Below are 23,684 nucleotides of genomic sequence, written 5' to 3'. Positions count from 1 at the left end.
ACGAGACGGTTATGCCCAGACTGGCGCCCTTGCTTTTCTTGCTGTCACTGATGATCTGGACCGCAACGGCTGACGCGCTGACTCTGACCGATGAAGAACGTAGCTGGCTGGCGGCTCACCCGGACTTACGCCTGGGTGTCGATGCTTCGTGGCCGCCTTTCGAGTTCCGCGATGATGAAAACCGCTATCAGGGCCTGGCCGCCGACTATATCGGCGTGATACGCCAGCGACTGGCGATCAATCTCACCCCCGTCGAACCCTCGAGCTGGACCGAACTACTGGAGCAGGTCAAACACGGCAAGATCGATCTGCTGCCGGGCATCATGTCCACCCCGGAGCGGCAAAACTATCTGTCATTCACTCGCCCCTACCTCGACTTCCCCATTGTCATCCTCGCCCACGTCGGCGGCGCCCAGCCACGCAAGATAGAGGATTTGTACGGTTTGAAAATTGCGGTCGTGGAAAACTACGCCCCCCATGAGCTGCTGCGTACACATCACCCGGATCTGAATCTGGTGGCCATGCCCAATGTCAGCTCGACCTTGCAGGCATTGGCCACCGGCCAGGTCGACGCGGTTGTCGGCGATCTCGCTTCCAGTGTCTGGAGCCTGCGCCAACTCAAGCTCGAAGGCTTGTACGTCAGCGGCGAAACACCGTACCGCTACCAGTTGGCGATGGCTGTACCGCGTGACAACAAAATGCTGGTGGAGATTCTGGACAAAGTCCTCGCCGACATGACCCCGGACGAGATCAGCAGCATTCAGGAACATTGGGTCGGCAACGTTCTCGACCATCGGACATTCTGGTCGGACCTGCTGATTTATGGTTTACCCGGTCTGTCGCTGCTGGTGATCATTCTGGCGGTGGTCATTCGCATCAATCGCCGCTTGAGTTCGGAAATTGCCCGACGTGTCGACCTCGAACAGGAATTGCGCAGCAGCGAATACCACTACCGCGGGCTGGTGGAAAGCCTGTCGGCCATCGCCTGGGAAGCGCGCATAAGCGACTTCACCTACAGCTATGTGTCGCCCCATGCCGAGGATCTGCTCGGTTATCCACAGGCGCACTGGCTGATTCCGGGCTTCTGGCGCAACATCATTCACCCCGCCGACCTGACCCGCGCCCAGGCCTTCTGTGATGACGCGGTACGTGAAGGACGCGATCACACCCTCGACTATCGGGTAATCACCGCAGACGGGCGCTGTCTGTGGGTACGCGACATTGTCAGTCTGATTGAACATGGCCATGAGCCGGTGATGCGCGGCTTGATGATCGACATCAGCGAAACCAAACGGACCGAAGAAGCGCTGCGCCTGTCGGAACAGAAGTTCGCCTCGGTATTCCAGCAATGCCCCGACATTCTGGTGATCGCGCGACTCTCCGATGGCTGCCTGCTGGAAGTCAACGAAGCCTTTGAAGAACAGATAGGCCTGAAAGCGGAAGAAGTCGTCGGCCAGACCGCCACTGAACTCAACATCTGGGGCATTCCCGGGGTTGGCCCGGGACTGTTGCAGCGCTTGCAGGCCGGCAGCATCCGCAACCTGGAGATGCCTTTTCGCCGCAACAATGGCCATGTGTTCACCGGCCTGATTTCCGCCGAGCCGTTCGATCTCGACACCACTCCGGCGCTGGTGGTCGTAGTGCGCGACATCACCCAGCTCAAGGAAACCCAACAGCAACTGCAAACTTCCGAAGAGAAGTTCGCCAAGGCCTTCCACGCCTCGCCGGATGGATTACTGTTGTCGCGGCAAAGCGATGGCCTGTTACTGGAGGTCAACGAGGGCTTCAGCCGCATCACCGGCTTCAACAGCGCGATGTCGGTGGATCGCTCGGCGCTGGACCTGGGGATCTGGGTCAACCTCAACGAACGCAAGCAGATGCTCGATCTGCTGCACCGCGATGGCTTCGTACGCGACTTTACCTGCCATATCCGTCGCAGCGACGGGCAGATCCGTCTGTGCGAAGTGTCCAGCCGCCCCCTGCCAATCGGCGACGAAGACTGCATGCTGACCATCGCCCGGGACATCACCGAGCGCCATTTGATGCAGGAAAAACTGCAGCAGGCCGCCACCGTATTCGAGAGCACTGCCGAAGGCGTATTGATCACTGACACCCAGCAGCACATCAGCGCGGTCAACCGCGCGTTCACCGAAATCACCGGTTATAGCGAAAGTGAAGCCCTCGGCCACACCCCGCGCCTGCTCGCCTCCGGCCTGCACGACAGCGCGTTCTACGCGGCGATGTGGCACCAGTTGACCGACGAGGGACACTGGCAGGGCGAGATTTCCAACCGGCGCAAGAACGGCGAACTGTACCCGAGCTGGCTGACCATCAGCGCCGTGCGCAACCGCGACAAGTTCATCACCCACTTCGTCGCGGTATTTGCTGACATCTCCAGCCTCAAACACGCGCAAGCCAAGCTCGACTATCAAGCGCACCATGACCCGCTCACCGGCCTGCCGAATCGCACGCTGTTCGAAAGCCGCCTGCTGACCGCGCTGAACAGTCAGCAGGAAAACGGTGGTCAGGGCGCCGTGCTGTTCCTTGATCTCGACCGTTTCAAACACATCAACGACAGCCTCGGCCACCCGGTCGGCGACCTGCTGCTCAAGGGCATTGCCGTGCGCCTGAAAGAACAACTGCGCGATATCGACACCGTCGCGCGGCTGGGGGGCGACGAGTTCATCATCCTGCTGCCGGGCCTGCAACAAGTCAGCGATGCCGACAACATCGCAATCAAACTGCTCAACTGCTTTAGCGCACCGTTTCAGGCTGGTGAGCACGAGTTTTTTATCAGCGCCAGCATCGGTACCAGCCTGTATCCACGGGACGGCTGTGATGTCGCCACCCTGGTGAAAAACGCCGACGCGGCGATGTACCGCTCCAAGGCCAAGGGCCGCAACCGCGTCGAAAGCTACACCCGTGACCTCACCGCCCAGGCCAGCGAGCGCGTGGCACTGGAGCACGAACTGCGCCGGGCCATCGAGCGCGAAGAGTTGTTCCTCTACTACCAACCGAAAATCAGCCTCGACGACCATCGCCTGGTCGGTGCCGAAGCGCTGATCCGCTGGCGCCACCCGACCTTCGGCGAAGTGCCGCCGGAGCACTTCATCCCGTTGGCCGAAGAGAACGGCATGATCCTGCAGATCGGCGATTGGGTGCTCGAGACCGCCTGCCGGCAGATGTTCGAGTGGAATCAGATCTACGACAGCCTTGGCCCGCTGTCGGTCAACCTGGCCGGCGCGCAACTGCGGCAGCCGAATCTGCTCGGGCGCATCGAACAACTGCTCCGGGACAACCGTCTGCAGCCGGATTTACTGCAACTGGAAATTACCGAAAACTTCATCATGAGCCAGGCCGAAGAAGCACTGGCGGTGCTGCACCAGCTCAAACATCTGGGCGTTCAACTGGCGATCGACGACTTCGGCACCGGTTATTCTTCGCTCAGTTACCTGAAACGCCTGCCGCTGGACATCCTCAAGATTGACCAGTCATTTGTCCGCGGACTGCCCGATGACCCGCACGATGCGGCGATTGTCCGAGCGATCATCGCCTTGGGCCGGAGCATGCAATTCACCGTGATTGCCGAAGGCGTGGAAACCCAGGCCCAGCAACAATTCCTCGCCGCCGAAGGCTGCGAACAGATTCAGGGCTACATCGTCAGCCTGCCACTACCCCCGGATGAATTCGCCGCAACGTTTCTTCGTGTAACCGTATCGGATTATTCGGATAGCACAGCCGCCAAACCGTCGCTATAATCCGCGGCCTACTGAGGGCCTATAGCTCAGTTGGTTAGAGCAGAGGACTCATAATCCTTTGGTCCACGGTTCAAGTCCGTGTGGGCCCACCACATTTGAAAGCCGCGCTATATGCGCGGCTTTTTCTTGGGCGATCGGTTGAGGGGACAATCTTTGCGAGCGCAATGTTCGGAAGACCTCCGCGAAGGCTGTAGGAATGTTCCGATGCTGTGATTTGAAGCGCTTTGCTATCTATTGGGCTTTTCTTTGACGGGATACTCTCAAGGTGTTGCTGCTTATCAGCGGTGGGGTTAAGCGACTCAAGAAAAAGGAAGCAAATCCATCTACAGTCAAATAAGCAGAGTTGAAAGTTCCCAAAAAGGGACCTATCGTTCCCTTTTTGGGACACCTCCAGAGTCAACCATGCCGGCTATACCAATCAGCGATGCACTCTTTACCGCGACCCAGCAGAAGGTGTTGGCCATGTTGTATGGCAAACCGGGTCAGAGCTTCTACGCCAATGAAATATCCCGCTGGGCCCAGGTCGGCAAGGGCAGCCTCATGCGTGAATTGGAGCGTATGCACGGTGCAGGCATTCTTACCATGAGTCGCCGGGGTAACCAGACGCACTATCAAGCCAACCCCGAATGCCCCATCTATACAGAACTGCTGGGGATCGTGCGCAAGACTTTTGGTATTGCAGAGCAGGTACGTGCGGCGTTGGCTCCAGTGAGCGATCAATTGGTATGGGCATTTATCTACGGTTCCGTCGCCAAGGGTAGCGAGCATGCCGGCAGTGACATCGACCTGATGCTGATTGGCGAAAACCTCAGTTACAGCGACTTGATGGAACGACTACTTCCCGTAGAGGAATATCTTGGCCGCACCATCAACCCTACGCTCTTTACATTGGTCGACTGGCAGGCCAGGAGAGCGGCTGACAACAGCTTTGTAGTGCGCGTTGAACAACAAGACAAAATTGATTTGATTGGCCGCAACCCAGCGGAGATTACCGATGGGCAGCAATGACAGTCTGGAAAACTTGGTGCGCAGCGGCTGCCTCAAAGACGAGCCACTAGATCGCAAGGAATGTGAAGGGCTGCTGCAATCAGCCACAGATCGTTTGAAAGATGCACACAGTTGCGCCTTGTCCTTTGCGAGTCGCTTCGACCTCGCCTACAACGCCGCACATGCCTTGGCACTGACTGCCATGCGTCTGAAAGGTTTTCGCTCCGACCGTCGCTATCTGGTTTTTCAGTGCCTTGTGCACACTCTCGGCCTGAACAAAGTCCAGGTTCGTCTTTTCGCACTTTGTCACGAGCGGCGTAATCTGGCCGAGTACGAAGGGTATATGGACGTGGACGAGACGCTTCTGGCTGAGCTGTTAGCGACGACTGATGCCCTGTTACCTTTGGTGCAAGACGCGATGCTTGCATGCAAATAATGCGCTGCCCCGTTCAGCAGTGAACAGCATCATTACAGTGAAACGTCCAGCCACGTAACGAAGGAATGCCTGCACACCCCGCAACCGCTTCGACATCTGCCCATCTCTCGGCCACAAGCGTCCGGTCAAACGAGCCTGTAACATGCAGAACCATTGACCCGCACCTCTGGAGCCAACCGTTGCCCGACATTCGCCCTCCTGTTCTCGACGAAATCGACCGCCAGCTGATCGCCGCCCTGCAAATCAACGCCCGCGAAAGCGTGGCCATGCTTGCCCGGCAGTTGGGTATTGCGCGGACCACCGTCACATCGCGGTTGGCGCGGCTGGAGAAGGCCAAGGTGATCACCGGTTATGGCGTGCGCCTGGGGCAGCGCGTGGTCGATGGCGGGTTGCAGGCGTATGTCGGGATCAAGGTGCAGCCGCGTTCTGGCAAGGACGTGCTGCGTCGCTTGAGTGCGATGGCACAGGTGCAGCAGTTGTGTGCGGTGAGTGGCGAATTTGATTATGTGGCGTGGCTGCGCACGGACTCGCCGGAGCAACTGGATCAGTTGCTGGATCAGATCGGCAGTGTGGACGGGGTGGAGAAGACCACGACGTCGATCATTTTGAGTAGCAAGATTGATCGAGGACAGCCGGTTTGAGTAATGGCAATAACCTTTCGGTTGGCAAATAGGGCCTCTTCGCGAGCAAGCCCGCTCCCACATTTGACCGGGTTGAGCGCAGAATCTGCGCCAGACACAAATCCACTGTGAGAGCGGGCTTGCTCGCGAAAGCGGTCTGTCAGCCGCCTTCTTTAGTGGAAGGAATATAGCCTTCGCTCCCACAATGATCGAAGTGAAGTCGGAGATTGTCACTTTGATCAATAGAATGGCAAAACGACGACACTTTGCGTCTTATTAACGTGTTCTACGCTCCCTAGAATGGCTGGCATCTTTTCCTATACTCAGACGCGCATCCTGCGTCGGGTCGCCAGCAAGGTCAGCCATGAACAAGAACAATCGCCATCCTGCAGACGGTAAGAAACCAGTCACCATTTTCGGCCCGGACTTTCCGTTCGCCTTCGACGACTGGATCGAACACCCGGCCGGTCTCGGCAGTATTCCTGAACAGCACCATGGCGCTGAAGTGGCGATTGTCGGCGCGGGTATCGCTGGCCTGGTGGCCGCTTACGAACTGATGAAGCTCGGTTTGAAACCGGTGGTGTACGAGGCCTCGAAACTGGGTGGCCGTCTGCGTTCGCAAGCGTTCAACGGCACCGATGGCATCGTCGCGGAACTGGGCGGCATGCGTTTTCCGGTGTCCTCCACGGCGTTCTATCACTACGTCGACAAGCTCGGCCTCGAGACCAAACCTTTCCCGAACCCACTGACGCCGGCCTCCGGCAGCACGGTGATCGATCTCGAAGGCAAAACCCATTACGCACAAAGCCTGAAGGATCTTCCTGCACTGTTCCAGGAAGTGGCTGACGCCTGGGCGGATGCACTGGAGGCTGGCTCGCAGTTCGCCGATATCCAGCAAGCGATCCGTGACCGCGACGTACCACGCCTCAAAGAACTGTGGAACAAACTCGTTCCGCTGTGGGACGACCGCACCTTCTACGACTTCGTTGCCACCTCCAAGGCCTTCGCCAAACTCTCGTTTCATCACCGCGAAGTGTTCGGTCAGGTCGGTTTCGGCACTGGCGGCTGGGACTCGGACTTCCCCAACTCGATGCTGGAAATCTTCCGCGTGGTGATGACCAACTGCGATGATCACCAGCATCTGGTGGTCGGCGGTGTGGAGCAAGTGCCGCAAGGCATCTGGCGGCATGTGCCGGAGCGCTGCGTGCACTGGCCGGAAGGCACCAGCCTGAAATCCCTGCACCGTGGCGCGCCGCGTTCCGGGGTGAAGAAAATCGCCCACGCGCCGGACGGCCGTTTCGCCGTCACCGACAACAACGGCGACACCCGCGAATACGCCGCCGTGCTGACCACCTGCCAGAGCTGGCTGCTGACCACCCAGATCGAATGCGACGAAACCCTGTTCTCGCAGAAGATGTGGATGGCGCTGGACCGCACGCGCTACATGCAATCGTCGAAGACCTTCGTGATGGTCGACCGGCCATTCTGGAAGGACAAGGATCCGGACACCGGTCGCGACCTGATGAGCATGACCCTCACCGATCGCCTGACCCGTGGCACTTATCTGTTCGATAACGGTGACGACAAGCCGGGCGTGATCTGCCTGTCGTACTCGTGGATGAGCGACGCGCTGAAGATGCTGCCGCACCCGGTCGAGAAACGCGTGGAACTGGCGTTGAACGCGCTGAAGAAGATCTACCCGAAAGTCGACATCGCCGCGCGGATCATCGGCGATCCGATCACCGTGTCGTGGGAAGCTGACCCGCACTTCCTCGGCGCATTCAAAGGCGCCCTGCCGGGCCACTATCGCTACAACCAGCGGATGTACGCGCACTTCATGCAGGACGACATGCCAGCCGAACAGCGCGGGATTTTCATCGCCGGCGATGACGTATCGTGGACGCCGGCATGGGTCGAAGGCGCGGTGCAAACCTCGCTCAACGCGGTGTGGGGCATCATGAAACACTTCGGCGGGTCGACACATAAAGCGAACCCGGGCCCGGGTGATGTGTTCAAAGACATCGGCCCTATCGCCCTGCCCGAGTAAGAGGAATCCCCGATGCGCGTAGCCCTTTACCAATGCCCACCGCTGCCCCTGGACCCCGCCGCCAACCTGCATCGCCTGCAGCAACTGGCGATGGAGGCCAAGGGTGCCGACCTGCTGGTGCTGCCGGAAATGTTTCTGACCGGCTACAACATCGGCAAGGAAGCGGTCAGCACCTTGGCCGAGGTCTACAACGGCGAATGGGCGCAACAGATCGGTCGAATCGCCAAAGCCGCCGGACTGGCAATTGCTTACGGGTACCCCGAGCGCACGGCCGACGGGCAGATCTACAACGCCGTGCAGTTGATCGACGCGCACGGCGAGCGCCTGTGCAACTACCGCAAGACCCATCTGTTCGGCGACCTGGATCGTTCGATGTTCAGCCCCGGCGAAGATGCGTTTCCGCTGGTCGAGCTCAACGGCTGGAAGCTCGGTTTCCTGATCTGCTACGACCTGGAGTTTCCCGAGAACGCGCGGCGTCTGGCGCTGGCCGGCGCCGAGCTGATTGTGGTGCCGACGGCGAACATGATTCCGTTCGATTTCGTCGCTGATGTCACCGTGCGCTCCCGCGCCTTCGAAAACCAGTGCTACGTGGCGTACGCCAACTATTGCGGGCATGAAGGCGAGATCCACTATTGCGGGCAAAGCAGCATCGCCGCGCCGGACGGCAGCCGTATCGCCCAGGCTGGCCTCGATGAGGCATTGATCGTCGGTGAGCTGGATCGCCAGTTGATGGCCGACTCCCGCGCCGCCAATCGCTACCTCAACGACCGTCGTCCCGAACTTTACCACGCGCTGAACAAGCGCTGACCCCACGCAATCCGCTAGCATTGGCACTTCACTGTTCTGGAAGTGCCCATGCCTGCGCCAACTCCCCCTCGCCCCCACACTGAAACCCTGGCCAACGGCTTGCGCGTGACCCTGCGTCAGGTGCCCGGCTTGAAGCGCAGCGCCGCTGCGTTGCGGGTGGCGGCCGGTAGTCATGATGTGCCACTCCAGTGGCCGGGGCTGGCGCATTTCCTTGAGCATCTGCTGTTTCTCGGCACTGAGCGTTTTCCTGCGAGTCAGGCGCTGATGGCCTACGTGCAAAGTCACGGTGGGCAAGTAAATGCCAGTACCCGTGAACGCAGCACCGACTTCTTCTTCGAATTGCCGACCTCGGCCTTCAGCGCCGGGCTTGAGCGTCTGTCTGACATGCTCGCCCACCCGCGTATGAATCCGCACGATCAGTTGCGCGAACGGGAAGTGCTGGACGCGGAATTCGTCGCGTGGTCGCAAGATCCGACGGCTCAGCAGGAACTGGCGCTGTACGAGGGATTGCCGGCCACACATCCGCTGCGCGGGTTTCATGCGGGGAATCGCGATAGCCTGAAAGTTGAGTTACCAGCGTTTCAGCAGGCACTGAAGGATTTCCATCAGCAGTTTTATCGCACCGGGCAAATGACGCTGAGCCTGGTCGGGCCGCAGAGCGTTGAGGAATTGCGCGTCCTTGCGCAGCAGTTCGCCGCCGCGCTGCCGGTTGGGGATAAAGTCCAGCAGGCTGCGCCGCTGCCGTTGACGGTGAAAAGTTATCAACAGGTCGGCGAGCGAAGCAGCAATCTGTTGTTCGCTTTCGAAGCACTGCCCGACTCGTCCGCCGAAGCACTGGCGTTTCTCTGCCATTGGCTGAACAGCGCCAAGCCCGGCGGGCTGCTCGCCCATTTGCAGCAACAACGCCTCGCGGACGGTTTGAAAGCCGTGCCGCTGTATCAGTTCGCCGGGCAAGCGTTGCTGCATCTGCAATTCACCGCCCCCGCCGAATCCCTCAGCGCCATTCGTGAACAGCTGCTGGACTGGTTGAGTTTCTTCGCCGCGCAACAGGACTGGGCAGCGTTGCGCGAGGAATACGCCTGCCTGCTTGAACGTCAGCAGCATATCAGCGGCGCCCTGCAACTGGCGCGGCTCGACAGTGAACAACGCGAAAGCGGTCTGTCGGAAAACGGCGTCGTTGCGCTCAAACAGATCCTGCGCGACCTCGGTGTTGTGGATAACTTCAGCGACCATTGGCACCTGCCTGCCGCCAACCCTTTCCTGCGCTCCAGCGAACCGCTGGCCAACGCCGGCCTGATTCGCGGCCAGACCAGCGCTCACCGTGGTTTGCGTACTTTCGCTCAGGATCGCTCCCGCGGGCGGCGTGAGCGTTCACCGATGCAATTCAGCCAGGCGTTGCCGGACAACAGTGATCTCGGCACGATTTACCTGCGCTGGCAAACCGAAGCGGTGGCCAGTGTAAAACTGCAAGCCAAGCTGCAACGCAGTCTGCGGGAAACGCAGGAAGATGCGCGGCAGGCCGGCCTCGAGTTGGCGTTCAGTGCCAACGGTACGCAGTGGCTACTGAAACTGACCGGCCTGCAGGAGCCGATGCCCAGTGTCCTCGAACACGCGCTGAAATGCCTGACGCAAATTGACGTCGATTCCGCCAACGCAGAGCCAGAACCACCGCTGATACCGATCCGCCATTTGCTCAAGGCATTGCCTGAACGCTGTCTGCCATCAGCCGTTGAGTCGAACGACGCCAAACTGCTGTGGACAAGTTCGCGCTGGGACGGACTGGCTCTTGGCCTCAACGCGCAGACGCAATCGTCCATGGGCCTGGCCCTGAGCCGCATCCCTGGCACACCGGACAATCAATTGCCGGCAACGCCTGCGATCAACACGCAACATCTATGGAGCCACATCGACACCGCGTCCAGCGAACACGCCTTGCTGCTGTTCTGCCCGACCGCCAGCCACAAGATTGCCGATGAGGCCGCGTGGCGACTGCTCGCGCAACTGTGCCAGACCCCGTTCTATCAGCGTCTGCGGGTCGAATTGCAATTGGGCTACGCGGTGTTCAGCGCCCTGCGGCAGATGCATGGCCAGAGTGGATTGCTGTTCGGTGTGCAGTCGCCAAATACTGCGCCAGTTGAACTGCTTGGGCATATCCAGCAGTTCCTCGAGGGCATTCCTGCGCTGATCGAAAACCTCGATGAAGAGGACTTCAACCAGCAACGCCAGTCACTCGCGGATCAGTTCGATGAGAGTCATCTGTCCGGCAAAGACGCCGCCGAGTTGCTGTGGCAGGCCAAGCTCGCCGGCCACTCGTCGGATTATCTGGCGCAACTGCACACAGCCATTGGTCAACTGGAGCGCTCGGCATTGCTGGCGGCAGCGCAGCGCTTGCTCAACGCCGAGGGCGGCCGGCTGTGCCTGGCCAGCGAATCGGTACCCGGCGCGCCTTGGCAAGCGACAAAATGATCATTACCAAGGCTGCAAGGAGCTTTCTCAAAGATTCACGGGCAATCGTGCTGAAATTTTGAGTAACATAGCAGCCTAACTATTTGGAACATCCCGGCGCGGCCATGGACTATACCTATGGATAGCGCTATCCCACCCACCCAATGAGGAGTCACCTTATGTCCTGGACAAAACCGGCTTACACCGACCTGCGTATCGGCTTCGAAGTCACCATGTACTTCGCCAGCCGCTGAGTTCTGCCTACGCAGACTTGCAGTGCAACGCCTCGGCTCGCCGGGGCGTTTTATTTTCAGCGTTGAAAGATGGGAGCGTTCATGTTCGTCCAGATTCTGGGTTCGGCCGCCGGTGGCGGATTTCCGCAGTGGAACTGCAACTGCGTCAATTGCGCAGGCTTTCGCGACGGCAGCCTGAATGCCAAGGCCCGTACCCAATCGTCCATCGCGATTTCCGATGACGGCGTGAACTGGGTGCTGTGCAACGCTTCGCCGGACATCCGCGCGCAACTGCAGAGCTTCGCCCCGATGCAACCGGGCCGAGCCCTGCGCGACACCGGCATCAGCGCGATCATCCTGATGGACAGCCAGATCGACCACACCACCGGCCTGCTCAGCCTGCGCGAAGGCTGCCCGCATCAGGTCTGGTGCACGGACATGGTTCACGAAGATTTGATCACCGGTTTCCCGCTGTTCAAGATGCTCACCCACTGGAACGGCGGACTGAACTGGAACCGCATCGAGCTCGACCAGAGCTTCACCGTCGCTGCCTGCCCGAACCTGCGTTTCACCCCGCTGCCGTTGCGCAGCGCCGCGCCACCGTATTCGCCGCACCGTTTCGACCCGCACCCGGGCGACAACATCGGCCTGATCGTCGAAGACCTCAACACCGGCGGCAAACTGTTTTACGCCCCGGGTCTGGGCAAGGTCGACGCGCCGCTGCTGGAGATCATGGCCGGCAGCGATTGCCTGCTGGTTGACGGCACAATGTGGGATGACGATGAAATGCAGCGCCGTGGCGTCGGCACCCGCACCGGTCGCGAGATGGGCCACCTGGCGCAGAACGGCCCCGGCGGCATGCTCGAAGTGCTGGAGCAATTGCCCGAACAGCGCAAGGTGCTTATCCACATCAACAACACCAACCCGATTCTCGATGAGGATTCGGCTGAGCGCGCGGAGCTGGCGCGGCGTAATGTTGAAGTGGCTTATGACGGCATGAGTATTGTGCTGTAGCGGATGGCCTCTTCGCGAGCAAGCCCGCTCCCACATTGGATCTGTGGCGTTCACAAACCCTGTGGGAGCGGGCTTGCTCGCGAAGACGTCCGAACAGACACCCAGAATTCCAACGGTTGTTCCCCCGGAGAACCGCAATGACCGACACCCCGCTGTCCCCCACCGAATTCGAAGCGGCCCTGCGCGCCAAAGGCGCCTATTACCACATCTACCACCCGTATCACGTGGCGATGTACGAGGGTCGTGCCACCCGCGAGCAGATTCAGGGCTGGGTCGCCAACCGTTTCTACTATCAGGTAAACATCCCCCTGAAAGACGCGGCGATCCTCGCCAACTGCCCGGATCGCGAGATCCGTCGCGAGTGGATTCAACGCCTGCTCGATCACGACGGTGCCCCGGGTGAGGACGGCGGGATCGAAGCCTGGCTGCGTCTCGGTCAGGCGGTCGGCCTCGACCCGGATCAGCTGCGCTCCCAGGAACTGGTGCTGCCCGGCGTGCGTTTCGCCGTCGACGCCTACGTCAACTTCGCCCGCCGTGCCAGTTGGCAGGAAGCCGCCAGCAGCTCGTTGACCGAACTGTTCGCGCCGCAGATCCACCAGTCGCGCCTCGACAGCTGGCCGCAGCATTACCCGTGGATCGACCCGGCCGGTTACGAATATTTCCGCACTCGCCTGGGTCAGGCGCGGCGCGATGTCGAGCATGGTCTGGCGATCACGCTTGAGCACTACAAGACCCGCGAGGGTCAGGAGCGCATGCTGGAAATTCTCCAGTTCAAACTGGACATTCTTTGGAGCATGCTCGATGCCATGAGCATGGCTTACGAACTGAACCGCCCGCCCTATCACAGCGTCACCGAGCAGCGGGTCTGGCACAAAGGAATCACCTTATGAGTTTTGATCGCAGCAAGATCCCGACCTGGCGTCCCGGCTACCGTTTCCAGTATGAACCGGCGCAAAAAGGCCACGTGCTGCTCTACCCCGAGGGCATGATCAAGCTCAACGACAGCGCCGCGCTGATCGGCGGTTTGATCGACGGTGAACGTGATGTCGCGGCGATCATCGCCAAACTCGACGAGCAGTTCCCCGGCGTGCCTGAGCTCGGTGAAGACATCGAGCAATTCATGGAGGTTGCCCGTGCGCAGCACTGGATCGAACTTGCCTGAAGCATCGGTGCAAGTACCGCCTAAACCTGAAGTCGGCCTGCCGCTGTGGCTGCTCGCCGAGCTGACTTACCGCTGCCCGCTGCAATGCCCGTACTGCTCCAATCCGCTGGATTTCGCCGAGCAGGGCAAAGAACTGAGCACCGAGCAGTGGATCAAGGTGTTCCGCGAAGCGCGGGAGATGGGCGCGGCGCAACTGGGCTTTTCCGGTGGTGAGCCGCTGGTGCGCCAGGACCTCGCCGAACTGATCCGTGAAGCGCGGCAGTTGGGTTTCTACACCAACCTGATCACTTCCGGCATCGGTCTGACCGAGCAGAAGATCAGTGACTTTAAGAGGGCTGGTCTCGATCACATCCAGATCAGTTTTCAGGCCAGTGACGAACAGGTAAACAACCTGCTCGCCGGCTCGAAAAAGGCCTTCGCGCAGAAGCTGGAAATGGCCCGGGCGGTGAAGGCCCACGGCTATCCGATGGTGCTGAACTTCGTCACCCACCGGCACAACATCGACAAGATCGACCGCATCATCGAGCTGTGTATTGCGCTCGAAGCAGACTTCGTCGAACTCGCCACCTGCCAGTTCTACGGCTGGGCGCAGCTCAATCGTGTCGGCCTGTTACCGACCAAGGAACAACTGGTGCGTGCCGAACGCATCACCAACGAATACCGCGCCAAACTGGAAGCCGAAGGGCATCCGTGCAAGCTGATATTCGTCACCCCGGACTACTACGAAGAACGCCCGAAAGCCTGCATGAACGGCTGGGGCAGCATCTTTCTGACGGTTACTCCGGACGGCACTGCCCTGCCCTGTCATGGCGCCCGACAGCTGCCGGTACAATTTCCCAACGTGCGCGACCACAGCATGCAGCACATCTGGTACGACTCGTTCGGCTTCAACCGCTTTCGCGGTTACGACTGGATGCCCGAGCCGTGCCGCTCGTGCGACGAGAAGGAACAGGATTTCGGCGGCTGCCGCTGTCAGGCGTTCATGCTCACGGGGGACGCGAGCAATGCCGACCCGGTGTGCAGCAAGTCCGAACATCACGGCGTGATTCTCAAGGCCCGCGAAGAAGCCGAGACCGCCACCCAGACCATCGAACAACTGGCCTTCCGTAATGAACGAAACTCACGCCTCATCGCCAAGGGCTGAGCCTTTCAGCGCCGCCCAAGCCGTCGCCGCCGGAATGGATTTCGCCGAGCTGCAACTCGGCGCCCACGGTTTGTTCTGGAATGAATATCGCCCGCAAGACGCCGCGTGCCGAATCTGGCAGTGGCGCGACGGCGTGGCGAAATGTCTGACGCCGGACGGTTTCAGTGTGCGTAGCCGGGTGTACGAATATGGCGGTGGCGCGTTTTGTCTGACGCCTGACGGAGTGGTTTTCGTCAATGAGGCGGATCAGCAGTTGTATCGGCAAGCGCTGGATGGCGCGCCTGAAGCGCTGACGTCTGGCGAGTGTCGTTATGGCGATCTGCATTTTGCTTTCGGCCAGGTGCTGACGGTTGAGGAGCTGCGCGACCAGCATCGACTGGTAGCAATTGATCTGGCTGAAGGCACCCGGCATTTGCTGGCTGAAGGTGCAGATTTCTATGCAGCACCGGTGATCAGCCCGGACGGTTCGCGGTTGGCGTGGATCGAGTGGAGTCGGCCGCATCAGCCTTGGACCTCCACGCGATTGATGGTGGCCGAGCGTCTGGCTGAGGGTGGCTTTGGCGCACCGCGTTGCGTGGCGGGGGCTGACCTTGAAGAGTCGATCCAGCAACCGCGGTTCGACGCGAAAGGACGCTTGTTGTGCCTGACTGATCGCGGCGGTTTCTGGCAGCCGTGGCGCGAAACGTCCGACGGTTTGCATCGACTGCCCTGTGCCGAAGCCGATCATGCGCCCGCCCCGTGGCAGATGGGTGGCTGCACCTGGTTGCCGGTGGGCGATTCGTTTCTGGCGAGCTGGAGCGAAGGCGGTTTTGCTCGCCTGGCGCTCGACGGCGAGGACTTTACTGGCGACTACAGCCGCTTCCGGCATCTGGCGCTGGATCAGCAGTTCATCTACTGCATCGCCGCTTCGCCGATCAGCCCTTCGGCGGTGATCGCCATTGATCGCGCTACCCGCGAAGTGAATGTGCTGGCCGGCGGTGTGGCGCCTTTGCCGGCGGAGCGCATCAGCCGTCCGCAGACCTTGCGCTACCCGAGTGGCAGCGGTGAGGCTCACGGCTTCTTTTATCCGGCGATGAACGACGAAGCGCGACCGCCACTGGTGGTGTTCATCCACGGCGGCCCGACCTCGGCCTGCTACCCGATGCTCGACCCGCGCATTCAGTACTGGACGCAGCGTGGTTTCGCCGTCGCCGACCTCAACTATCGCGGCAGCAGCGGTTATGGTCGCGAATATCGTCAGGCGTTGCATCTGAGTTGGGGTGAGGTGGATGTCGAGGACGCCTGCGCGGTGGTGGCGTATCTGGCCGAAAAAGGTCTGATCGATGGCGAGCGGGCATTTATTCGCGGTGGCAGCGCCGGGGGTTACACCACGCTGTGCGCGCTGGCGTTTCAGCAAGTGTTCCGCGCCGGCGCCAGCCTCTACGGCGTCAGCGACCCGGTGGCACTGGCCCGGGCGACCCACAAATTCGAAGGTGATTATCTCGACTGGCTGATCGGCGATCCCGAACAGGATGCCGAGCGCTACGCCGCCCGCACGCCGCTACTGCACGCGAGCAACATCCGTGTGCCAGTGATTTTCTTTCAGGGTGAACTGGATGCGGTGGTGGTGCCGCAACAGACGCGCGACATGGTCGTGGCGCTGGAGCACAACGGCATCCCGGTCGAGGCGCATTACTACGCCGAGGAGCGCCATGGCTTCCGCCGGGCGGTGAACCAGGCGCATGCGCTGGAACAGGAGTGGAAGTTTTATCGGCGGGTGATGGGGTTGGCGGACTGACACCGGCATTCACAATTCAAAATATCGATGCCTCTATCGCGAGCAGGCTCACTCCTACAGTTGACCGTGTTCACAACACAAATCTCCGGTAGGAGTGAGCCTGCTCGCGATGGCTTTTTATCTGACTCGGCAATACTCAACGCTTGGCGATGATGTACACCGCATGCACGATCCCGGGAATGTAGCCGCACAGCGTCAGCAGAATGTTCAGCCAGAACGCCCCGCCGAACCCGACCTGCAGAAACACACCCAGTGGCGGCAACAGAATGGCGATGATGATACGAATGAAGTCCATGGGTCAGCTCCTGAATGGGGGTTGGCTCACATGAGCCATACAAGCTAATCGACCTGCGCCGTTCTTCAGGGTTCACTGCCAATCAAAGTCTCAGTGCCAAATTGATGGCTCAGGCAAGAATTTGCAGCCCATGCTTCTGCACGATGCTCAGCAGTTTCAGCGCCATTCCGCTGGGATGTTTATCTCCCGACTCCCATTGCTTGACTGTCGATGCACTGGTATTCAAGTAGCGTGCAAATACCGGCTGGCTGACGTTATTACGCTCGCGCAGCGCCTTGATCTGTTCCGCCGGGATCGCGTCAGGCACCGTCGCCAGGCAGGACTCGTCAAACTCACGCATCGTCGCCTTGCTGATGGCTCCGACCGAGAGCAAAGCCTTGGCCGACTCATGTACCGACTGAAAAACTTCACTTTTGTATTTCTTACTCATGGGAAATCTCCACAAACTCCTTCATCGCCAGCAATCCCTGAAGCTGCTCATGCGACAGTTGCGCATAAGCCTTGGCCAATTTGCGTAAATCCTTTAGCTCTGCGGTACTGATATTGCTCCGGTCCTTCTTGGCGAACAGCACTTGATAAATCCAGTAACGACCGCCCTTCGCCAGAACAATCGAGCGGTGGCGATTGGCATTCAGACGTTTCTTCCAGACCCCACCGCCAAGATTGTCAGCCTGTCCATCGAGCATCTCGGCGAATGCCTCCAGTAATTCCTCATCCGTGATCCATGCCTTGCTGGCCTGTACCGCAAAGCCTTTGGCCTTGAACAATCTGAATGACATCGGTATCCCTTCCAAAAAACATACCACCTGGTGGTACATATTACAAAGCCAGTCTTGGTGACACCGCACTCCCTGTCGGCACCTTCTAAAAGAGCATTCGTCCGATAAGTTCTCAAGTGCCAGAAAGCACTTGGCAAAACCCGGGCACAAAAAAACGCCCCACGCCAAAAGAATCAGGCGTGGGGCGTGCGTTATACCGCGAGACGGTTCTTGAAATCGGGTAGGAAACTTCAGCTCAGACGGCAATCCCTTTACGGCATTGCAGTTGGGCGGTGCGCACTCGTGAGAAGGCGCGGGTCAAGCGCAGGAGCATTTCGTCGATGTTGGCCTTGCTGACGGTGAGTGCCGGGGTGAAACGCAGGCAGTTGGCTTGCGGCGCGTTGAGCAGCAGGCCTTCATGCAAGGCGGCTTTGACTACGGCATCGGCGGAATCCTCTGACAGACTCAGTCCCCAGAACAGGCCTTGCCCGCGCAACTCGCCATGTCCGTAACGGTGCGCCAGTCGCGCTAGTCCCTCGCGCAAGTGCTGGCCGTGGTCTTTGATCTGCTCGAGAAATGCCCGGTCCTGCACGCTGTCGAGCACCACCAGACCGGCCGCGGTCATCAGTGCATTGCCGTGATGAGTGCCGCCCAGTTCCCCCGCATCAAAGCAGCAGGCCTTGCCTCGGGCCAATAACGCCGCCAGAGGAACGCCGCCACCAAGGCCCTTGCCGAGTACGACGATATCGGCGCGCACACCGTAGGACTCTTCCGCGAGCAAAGTGCCGCAGCGGCCGATGCCGGTCTGCACTTCGTCGAGGATCAGCAGAATGCCCAGCTCGCGGCATAAGCGCTCGACGCCTTTTAGGTAATGCTCGGTGGCCGGAATCACCCCGGCATCGCTCTGGATCGGTTCGAGCATGATCGCCACGGTTTGCGCATCGACGGCGGCATGCAGCGCCGGCAAATCGTTGAAGGGCACCCGATCGAAACCCGGCAACAAGGGTGCGAAACGGTTGTGCAGGTTGCAACTGTCCGACGCGGAAATCGTCGCCAGACTACGGCCGTGACAGCCTTGTCTGGCAACAATGATCCGCGAGGCGCCGCCACGATGCAGCTGGCCCCATTTGCGCGCCAGTTTGATCGCCGCTTCACAGGCCTCGCTGCCGCTGTTGAGCAGGTAAGCCTGATCGCTGGAGGTGCTGGCGCACAGGCGCTCGGCAAGGCTGAGCATGCCGCGATTGTGCAGATTGAAACCGGGGTTGATCAGCGCCTGGGCTTGGCCGGCGATGGCTTTGACCAGTGCCGAAGGGCTGTGGCCGAGGCTGTTGGCACCGCCGGCCTGGGAAAAGTCGAGGTAGGCGCGGTCATTGCTGTCCCACAGCCAAGAGCCCTGACCGCGAACGAACACCTGCTGCGGCCGTTCGACACTGGGCATCAGGCGCTCGGCATTCAGGCTGTCGCCTGCCTGGGGTGAAGCGGCCTCGAAAGCGAGGTCATCAAGACTCGGCGCCTGGCGCCGCAAACTGAACAGATTCATTGAAAAAAACCTCGGTTGAGGTTTTTTGAACTGCCTATGCAAACACTGTCGAAGCAAACGCTATTCATCGCGCTCTCTGGCCCTGTAAGCCTTGTGATTGCGGTTAGACTAGGCTCACTGACGGCTTCGGGCCATTTCGATTTACCAGCATTTTCGATAAGCGCTACTTATGGATTTCAAACAACTGCGTTATTTCGTCGCGGTCTACGAAGAGGGCCATGTCGGCCGCGCTGCCGAGCGCCTGTCGATCTCGCAACCGGCGCTGTCGCAGCAGATTCGCCAGCTTGAACAGAACCTCGACGTCACCCTGTTCGAACGCAGCAGCAAACGTCTGTTGCCGACACTCGCCGCACACACGCTGTACAACCACGCCCTGCCGCTGCTCGACGGTCTGCAGCGGGCACGGGAAGCGCTGGGCAACTTCAAGGGACAAGCCCTGCGCACGCTGGCGATCGGCGTACTGCAAACCGTGCACACCAGCCTTGTGCCGCAAATGCTCGAACGGGTGCGCAAGGCGCAGCCGCATCTTGTGGTGCAGATCTATGAACTGACGGGGCTGGAGATCGAGCGCCGTTTGCTCAACGGCTCTCTGGACATCGGCATCAGCTACCTGCCGCCGCGCCAACCGGGGCTGCATGGCGTGCTGCTGTACGAAGACGAGCTGACGCTGGTGATCCCGGCGGATCACCCGCTGCGTGAATTCAAGAAAGTCTCGATGCGCCAGGCTGCGGAATTGCCCATGTTGCTGCTGGGCGAAGAATTTCAGATCCGGCAGATCTGGCAGGCGCAGCTGACCAGCCTGGGGCGGCGCCCGCAAGTACAGGCCGAGCTGAACAATATGCTAGGGATTCTCGACAGTCTGCCGCACACCAAACTGGCGACGGTGTTGCCCGGGCGCTCACAGAGGGAATACGACGAACAGGATCTGCTGTGGAAGCCGTTGAGCGAACCACGGGTGCCGCTGAAGGTTGGGCTGGTGTGCCGCGACGTGCAGCGCCAGCAGGCGTCTTTGGCGTTGCTGCGTACGTTGCTGGAAGAGGTGATTCAGCGTGAGGACAAACCGCTTAAAGCTGCGCCGCCACTGGATCCGCTGGCCTGAAAACTTTTCTGCAGGCAAAAGAAAACCCCGCCGAAGCGGGGCTTTGCAGACTGTTTCCCTGACATCCATTTCACTCCGCCACCCTGGCAGAATCCTACGTGTCCGTGTTGTTGCTTTGCGCTTCCTGCGCGACGTCCATGAGTTGTAGATTAGCTGTGGATCCAATCCGCGCCTATGGGAGAACAGCAGCACGTCATGTAAGAGAATGCTTACATGACGTTACATCATCAAAACTGTTCAGCGTTCAGCAGGAACAACGACTCGCTGCCAGCCTTTACCGATGCACTCAGTGAGTGGATACGCGGCAGCAGACGGGCGAAATAGAAGCGCGCGGTGCCCAGCTTGCTGGCGTAGAAATCGTCCTGGGCTTCTTTACCCAGCGCGGCTTTCGCCATCAGTGCCCACATGTAGGCATAAGCGGTGTAGCCAAACGCTTGCAAGTATTCGACCGAGGCTGCGCCGATTTCGTTCGGATTGGTTTTCGCCCGATCCAGCAGCCATGCAGTCAGTTCATCGAGGGTGCTGACGGCATCGTTCAGCGGCTTGGTGAATTCGCCGAGGTCAGCGCTGGCCGTTGCGGTGAAGTGGCGGATCTCGTCAGCGAACAGCTTGTAGAACGCGCCGCCGCTGCCGACGATCTTGCGCCCGACCAGGTCCAGCGCCTGAATGCCGTTGGTGCCTTCGTAGATCTGGGTGATGCGCACGTCACGCACCAGTTGCTCCTGACCCCACTCGCGGATGTAGCCGTGGCCGCCGAAAATCTGCTGGCCGTGCACGGTGGTTTCCAGGCCCAGGTCCGTGAGGAATGCCTTGGCCACCGGGGTCAGCAGCGCGACCAGGTCTTCTGCGCGCTTGCGGGTGGTCGCGTCTTCGCTGAACTTGGCGGTGTCGAGTTGCATCGCCACGTAGGTGGAGAAGGCGCGACCGCCCTCGTTCGAGGCTTTCATGGTCAGCAGCATGCGACGCACGTCCGGGTGGACGATGATCGGGTCGGCAACCTTGTCCTTGTTCTGCGCGCCGGTCGGCGAACGGCTCTGCAGACGATCACGCGCATATTCGACGGCGTTCTGATAAGAGCGCTCGCCGCTGGCCAGACCTTGAATACCGACGCCCAGACGCTCGTAGTTCATCATGGTGAACATCGCCGCCAAGCCCTTGTTCGGCTCGCCGACCAGATAACCCACGGCTTCGTCGAAGTTCATCACGCAGGTCGCGGACGCCTGGATGCCCATCTTGTGCTCGATCGAACCGCAGTTCGCCGGGTTGCGCGCGCCCAGGCTGCCATCGGCATTGACCATGAACTTCGGTACCAGGAACAGCGAAATGCCTTTCGGGCCGGCCGGGGCGTCCGGCAGTTTCGCCAGCACCAGGTGAATGATGTTCTCGGTCAGGTCGTGCTCACCGCCGGTGATGAAGATCTTGGTGCCGCTGACCTTGTAGGAACCGTCGGCCTGCGGTTCGGCCTTGGTGCGAATGATCCCCAGGTCGGTGCCGGCGTGCGGCTCGGTCAGGCACATGGAACCGGCCCAGACGCCGGCGTACATGTTCGGCAGGTACGCGGCCTTCAGCTCCTCGCTGGCGTGGGCGTTGATCGACAGGCAGGCGCCGGCGGTCAGCATCGGGTACAGACCGAACGACAGGCTGGCGGAGTTGACCATTTCTTCGACCTGCGCCGAGACAGCCTTGGGCATGCCCATGCCGCCGTAGGCCGGATCGCCACCGACGCCGACCCAACCGCCCTCTGCGTAAGTCTGATAGGCCTGTGGGAAACCGGCCGGAGTGCTGACAGCGCCGTCCTTCCAGTGGCAGCCTTCTTCGTCGGCTGCGCGGCTCAGGGGTGCAATGCTTTTGCTGGTGACCTTGCCGGCTTCTTCGAGAATGGCTTCTACGGTTTCTGCATCGACGGTCTCGGCCAAGGCCGGCAGTTCAGCCCAGAGTTTGGCGACTTCGAATACTTCATTGAGGACGAAGCGCATATCGCGCAGCGGCGCTTTGTAGTCAGCCATGGCAAACCTCGCAAGATCTAAACAGGTGATTCGTGGAAGAGTGTTCTCGTGAGGCCGAGTGTACCTCAACAACTTTTGCGACACATAGGGTCAACCGGTGACTGATTTGTTATTTTTGGTCACCAGCATTCAGCGATAAAACAAAGCCCGCAATCAGCGGGCTTTTTAGTGATGGTTGTGGCGTGATTCAGCCAGCGGCGCTGTCCATGCGCACCGCGCCGCGACGGTTCTGTCCGAACGCCATGACGCAGTTACGCCCGGCGCCCTTGGCGCTGTACAACGCCTGGTCGGCGGACTTGAGGACTTCTTCCGGCGTCCGCTGCTCGACCCGTTCGGCAACGCCGATACTGACCGTGACCGAGACACTGGAAGCACCGCTGCCGCTACGGCGCTGGCGACCTTGCTGGTCGTCCTGCGGGCGGTTCTCCTGATTGCGCAACTGGATGTTGTAGGAGGCAATCGACTCGCGGATCACTTCCAGGTGCGGCATGCATTCCTCGAGGGTTTTGCCCGCAAACACCAGGGCGAATTCCTCACCACCATAGCGATATGCCCTACCTCCGCCGCTGATTTTCGACAGTTTGCTGGCGACCAGTCGCAGCACTTGGTCACCAACATCGTGACCGTGGGTGTCGTTGAATTTCTTGAAGTGATCGACGTCGCTCATCGCCAGCACATAGTTGCGCCCCAGGCGCTGCATCCGCTCATTGAGCGCGCGGCGCCCCGGCAGACCGGTGAGTTCATCGCGGAAGGCCATTTGATAGGCCTCATGCGCCACGGCAGCCGCAACCATCAGCATCACCTGACTGCACATGATGTTCAGGGTGAATGGCAGGATGAAGGTTTTCGGCAGCATCCAGAACAAACCGAGCAAGCCGACCAGTTGCGCCGCATGCAGCGGGCGCGGGTTGCGCCAGTACTGCCAGGCCAGCAGCAGGAACGCCGAGAGGAATACCGGATAGGACATCTGGATCAGGCTCATCCAGGCGCCATGCAGCGCCGGCCAGCGGATTTCCGAGAGCCACATGAGCAGAGCCTGGGGATAACTCTGCTCAAGGCCGAGGGCGACGCTGCCGAAGGCCAGCAACACGGCGAACCGCGCCACCATGTCCTGAAACAGATGGGTACGTTCCTGCCACGCGGCGAACAGCCCGAACAGCAGCGGCAACAGCAGACAGACAAGGTGGAATACCACGGCGGCGTCTTCGCGCACTTTGCCATTGTCGCGGTAATAGTCAGTCTGGGTGTCGAGCAAAAAGTAGGCGATGTACACCGTGAGCATCAGAAACAGTTCGCGCTGACGTCGGTAAACCGCACAGTAAGCGCCGCCCAACAGCAGCACCAGGGTCGGTAACACGTTGAACAGTGAAGTGAAGAATACGTTGAGGTCTTTGACGTACGCAGCCGCCAACCCCGCAAGTAACAACAGCAGTGAGGGTAGGAAATGGCTGAAACGTACAGCAGAAGAACGCGGCAAGGGTAAAGCTCCGACCCGTCATATCAAAGAGATGGCATTGTGCCTGCAATGTGGCCAGTTAAGCACACACAATGTGATC

20 protein-coding genes and 1 tRNA gene are annotated in these 23,684 nt (G+C 60.0%); 15 read left to right on the top strand and 6 right to left on the bottom strand.

The window, feature by feature from the left end; translation table 11 throughout:
• Nucleotides 1–11: 11 nt before the first annotated feature.
• The 14 genes from JFU48_RS09845 (at nt 12) to JFU48_RS09780 (ending at nt 16,430) form a co-directional block, all read left to right on the top strand.
• Nucleotides 12–3,758, top strand: a complete 3,747-nt coding sequence (locus tag JFU48_RS09845) for a bifunctional diguanylate cyclase/phosphodiesterase (RefSeq protein WP_201136425.1) — start codon at nt 12–14, stop codon at nt 3,756–3,758.
• 15 nt (nt 3,759–3,773) lie between these two features.
• Nucleotides 3,774–3,850 (top strand) — tRNA-Ile (locus JFU48_RS09840).
• 310 nt (nt 3,851–4,160) lie between these two features.
• Nucleotides 4,161–4,766, top strand: coding sequence for a nucleotidyltransferase domain-containing protein (locus JFU48_RS09835; RefSeq protein WP_003228868.1), 606 nt, complete (start codon nt 4,161–4,163; stop codon nt 4,764–4,766).
• The gene (locus tag JFU48_RS09830; RefSeq protein WP_201136424.1) at nt 4,753–5,181 is read left to right on the top strand and encodes a hypothetical protein; all 429 of its coding nucleotides are present in this window, start codon (nt 4,753–4,755) and stop codon (nt 5,179–5,181) included. Before JFU48_RS09835 ends, JFU48_RS09830 begins: the two co-directional genes overlap by 14 nt.
• 179 nt (nt 5,182–5,360) lie before the next feature.
• A complete protein-coding gene (locus JFU48_RS09825; protein WP_042561399.1) occupies nt 5,361–5,822 on the top strand; it encodes an Lrp/AsnC family transcriptional regulator in 462 nt (153 codons plus the stop codon).
• A gap of 343 nt (nt 5,823–6,165) precedes the next feature.
• Nucleotides 6,166–7,848, top strand: coding sequence for a flavin monoamine oxidase family protein (locus tag JFU48_RS09820; RefSeq protein WP_201136423.1), 1,683 nt, complete (start codon nt 6,166–6,168; stop codon nt 7,846–7,848).
• A gap of 12 nt (nt 7,849–7,860) precedes the next feature.
• Nucleotides 7,861–8,655 carry a carbon-nitrogen hydrolase family protein gene (locus JFU48_RS09815; RefSeq protein ID WP_201136422.1) on the top strand — a complete coding sequence of 265 codons (795 nt, stop codon included), beginning with the start codon at nt 7,861–7,863 and terminating at the stop codon, nt 8,653–8,655.
• Nucleotides 8,656–8,703: 48 nt separating this feature from the next.
• On the top strand, nt 8,704–11,121 hold the full coding sequence (gene pqqF / locus JFU48_RS09810; protein ID WP_201136421.1) for a pyrroloquinoline quinone biosynthesis protein PqqF: 2,418 nt from the start codon (nt 8,704–8,706) through the stop codon (nt 11,119–11,121).
• Between the two features lie 158 nt (nt 11,122–11,279).
• Nucleotides 11,280–11,354 (top strand): pyrroloquinoline quinone precursor peptide PqqA, encoded by a 75-nt coding sequence (gene pqqA, locus JFU48_RS09805; RefSeq protein ID WP_003422658.1) that lies wholly within the window; start codon nt 11,280–11,282, stop codon nt 11,352–11,354.
• Between the two features lie 81 nt (nt 11,355–11,435).
• A complete protein-coding gene (pqqB, locus tag JFU48_RS09800) occupies nt 11,436–12,347 on the top strand; it encodes a pyrroloquinoline quinone biosynthesis protein PqqB (RefSeq protein ID WP_201136420.1) in 912 nt (303 codons plus the stop codon).
• Between the two features lie 137 nt (nt 12,348–12,484).
• Complete coding sequence (gene pqqC, locus JFU48_RS09795) at nt 12,485–13,237, top strand: pyrroloquinoline-quinone synthase PqqC (RefSeq protein ID WP_003228879.1); 753 nt, start codon at nt 12,485–12,487, stop codon at nt 13,235–13,237.
• The gene (gene pqqD, locus JFU48_RS09790) at nt 13,234–13,509 is read left to right on the top strand and encodes a pyrroloquinoline quinone biosynthesis peptide chaperone PqqD (protein WP_003228880.1); all 276 of its coding nucleotides are present in this window, start codon (nt 13,234–13,236) and stop codon (nt 13,507–13,509) included. Before pqqC ends, pqqD begins: the two co-directional genes overlap by 4 nt.
• A complete protein-coding gene (gene pqqE, locus JFU48_RS09785; protein WP_103486455.1) occupies nt 13,481–14,653 on the top strand; it encodes a pyrroloquinoline quinone biosynthesis protein PqqE in 1,173 nt (390 codons plus the stop codon). Before pqqD ends, pqqE begins: the two co-directional genes overlap by 29 nt.
• On the top strand, nt 14,619–16,430 hold the full coding sequence (locus JFU48_RS09780) for a S9 family peptidase (RefSeq protein WP_201136419.1): 1,812 nt from the start codon (nt 14,619–14,621) through the stop codon (nt 16,428–16,430). Before pqqE ends, JFU48_RS09780 begins: the two co-directional genes overlap by 35 nt.
• 136 nt (nt 16,431–16,566) lie before the next feature.
• Here the strand turns inward: JFU48_RS09780 and JFU48_RS09775 are convergent, their stop codons facing one another.
• The 4 genes from JFU48_RS09775 to JFU48_RS09760 form a co-directional block, all read right to left on the bottom strand.
• Entirely contained in the window at nt 16,567–16,725 is a 159-nt protein-coding gene (locus JFU48_RS09775; RefSeq protein ID WP_003228885.1) for a YqaE/Pmp3 family membrane protein, read from the bottom strand.
• Between the two features lie 109 nt (nt 16,726–16,834).
• Entirely contained in the window at nt 16,835–17,155 is a 321-nt protein-coding gene (locus JFU48_RS09770) for a helix-turn-helix domain-containing protein (protein WP_201136418.1), read from the bottom strand.
• The gene (locus JFU48_RS09765) at nt 17,148–17,504 is read right to left on the bottom strand and encodes a type II toxin-antitoxin system RelE/ParE family toxin (RefSeq protein ID WP_201136417.1); all 357 of its coding nucleotides are present in this window, start codon (nt 17,502–17,504) and stop codon (nt 17,148–17,150) included. The genes JFU48_RS09770 and JFU48_RS09765 overlap by 8 nt, the downstream gene beginning before the upstream one ends.
• A 235-nt stretch (nt 17,505–17,739) precedes the next feature.
• Nucleotides 17,740–19,023, bottom strand: coding sequence for an aspartate aminotransferase family protein (locus JFU48_RS09760; RefSeq protein ID WP_103486452.1), 1,284 nt, complete (start codon nt 19,021–19,023; stop codon nt 17,740–17,742).
• Between the two features lie 169 nt (nt 19,024–19,192).
• On the opposite strand from JFU48_RS09760, the gene JFU48_RS09755 reads away from it, so the two are divergent.
• Nucleotides 19,193–20,122, top strand: coding sequence for a LysR family transcriptional regulator (locus JFU48_RS09755; RefSeq protein WP_045122656.1), 930 nt, complete (start codon nt 19,193–19,195; stop codon nt 20,120–20,122).
• 227 nt (nt 20,123–20,349) lie between these two features.
• Here JFU48_RS09755 and JFU48_RS09750 read toward each other — a convergent pair whose 3' ends face one another.
• On the bottom strand, nt 20,350–22,128 hold the full coding sequence (locus JFU48_RS09750) for an acyl-CoA dehydrogenase C-terminal domain-containing protein (protein ID WP_201136416.1): 1,779 nt from the start codon (nt 22,126–22,128) through the stop codon (nt 20,350–20,352).
• Between the two features lie 187 nt (nt 22,129–22,315).
• Nucleotides 22,316–23,605: a GGDEF domain-containing protein gene (locus tag JFU48_RS09745; RefSeq protein ID WP_003228895.1), complete on the bottom strand. Its 1,290-nt coding sequence runs from the start codon at nt 23,603–23,605 to the stop codon at nt 22,316–22,318.
• Nucleotides 23,606–23,684 lie beyond the last annotated feature (79 nt).

Origin of the sequence: Pseudomonas sp. TH49, assembly GCF_016650625.1 — a bacterium.
In the GTDB taxonomy this organism is placed as follows: Bacteria; Pseudomonadota; Gammaproteobacteria; order Pseudomonadales; family Pseudomonadaceae; genus Aquipseudomonas; species Aquipseudomonas fluorescens_H.
This window is presented reverse-complemented; position numbering and strand designations above follow the sequence as displayed.

Excerpts from the sequence above, each read along its gene's own strand:
- JFU48_RS09845 (WP_201136425.1), top strand. The coding sequence starts at position 12 with ATGCCCAGACTGGCGCCCTTGCTTTTCTTGCTGTCACTGATGATCTGG.
- JFU48_RS09835 (WP_003228868.1), top strand. The coding sequence starts at position 4,161 with ATGCCGGCTATACCAATCAGCGATGCACTCTTTACCGCGACCCAGCAG.
- JFU48_RS09830 (WP_201136424.1), top strand. The coding sequence starts at position 4,753 with ATGGGCAGCAATGACAGTCTGGAAAACTTGGTGCGCAGCGGCTGCCTC.
- JFU48_RS09820 (WP_201136423.1), top strand. The coding sequence starts at position 6,166 with ATGAACAAGAACAATCGCCATCCTGCAGACGGTAAGAAACCAGTCACC.
- JFU48_RS09815 (WP_201136422.1), top strand. The coding sequence starts at position 7,861 with ATGCGCGTAGCCCTTTACCAATGCCCACCGCTGCCCCTGGACCCCGCC.
- pqqF (WP_201136421.1), top strand. The coding sequence starts at position 8,704 with ATGCCTGCGCCAACTCCCCCTCGCCCCCACACTGAAACCCTGGCCAAC.
- pqqB (WP_201136420.1), top strand. The coding sequence starts at position 11,436 with ATGTTCGTCCAGATTCTGGGTTCGGCCGCCGGTGGCGGATTTCCGCAG.
- pqqC (WP_003228879.1), top strand. The coding sequence starts at position 12,485 with ATGACCGACACCCCGCTGTCCCCCACCGAATTCGAAGCGGCCCTGCGC.
- pqqD (WP_003228880.1), top strand. The coding sequence starts at position 13,234 with ATGAGTTTTGATCGCAGCAAGATCCCGACCTGGCGTCCCGGCTACCGT.
- JFU48_RS09780 (WP_201136419.1), top strand. The coding sequence starts at position 14,619 with ATGAACGAAACTCACGCCTCATCGCCAAGGGCTGAGCCTTTCAGCGCC.
- JFU48_RS09775 (WP_003228885.1), bottom strand. The coding sequence starts at position 16,725 with ATGGACTTCATTCGTATCATCATCGCCATTCTGTTGCCGCCACTGGGT.
- JFU48_RS09770 (WP_201136418.1), bottom strand. The coding sequence starts at position 17,155 with ATGAGTAAGAAATACAAAAGTGAAGTTTTTCAGTCGGTACATGAGTCG.
- JFU48_RS09765 (WP_201136417.1), bottom strand. The coding sequence starts at position 17,504 with ATGTCATTCAGATTGTTCAAGGCCAAAGGCTTTGCGGTACAGGCCAGC.
- JFU48_RS09760 (WP_103486452.1), bottom strand. The coding sequence starts at position 19,023 with ATGAATCTGTTCAGTTTGCGGCGCCAGGCGCCGAGTCTTGATGACCTC.
- JFU48_RS09755 (WP_045122656.1), top strand. The coding sequence starts at position 19,193 with ATGGATTTCAAACAACTGCGTTATTTCGTCGCGGTCTACGAAGAGGGC.
- JFU48_RS09750 (WP_201136416.1), bottom strand. The coding sequence starts at position 22,128 with ATGGCTGACTACAAAGCGCCGCTGCGCGATATGCGCTTCGTCCTCAAT.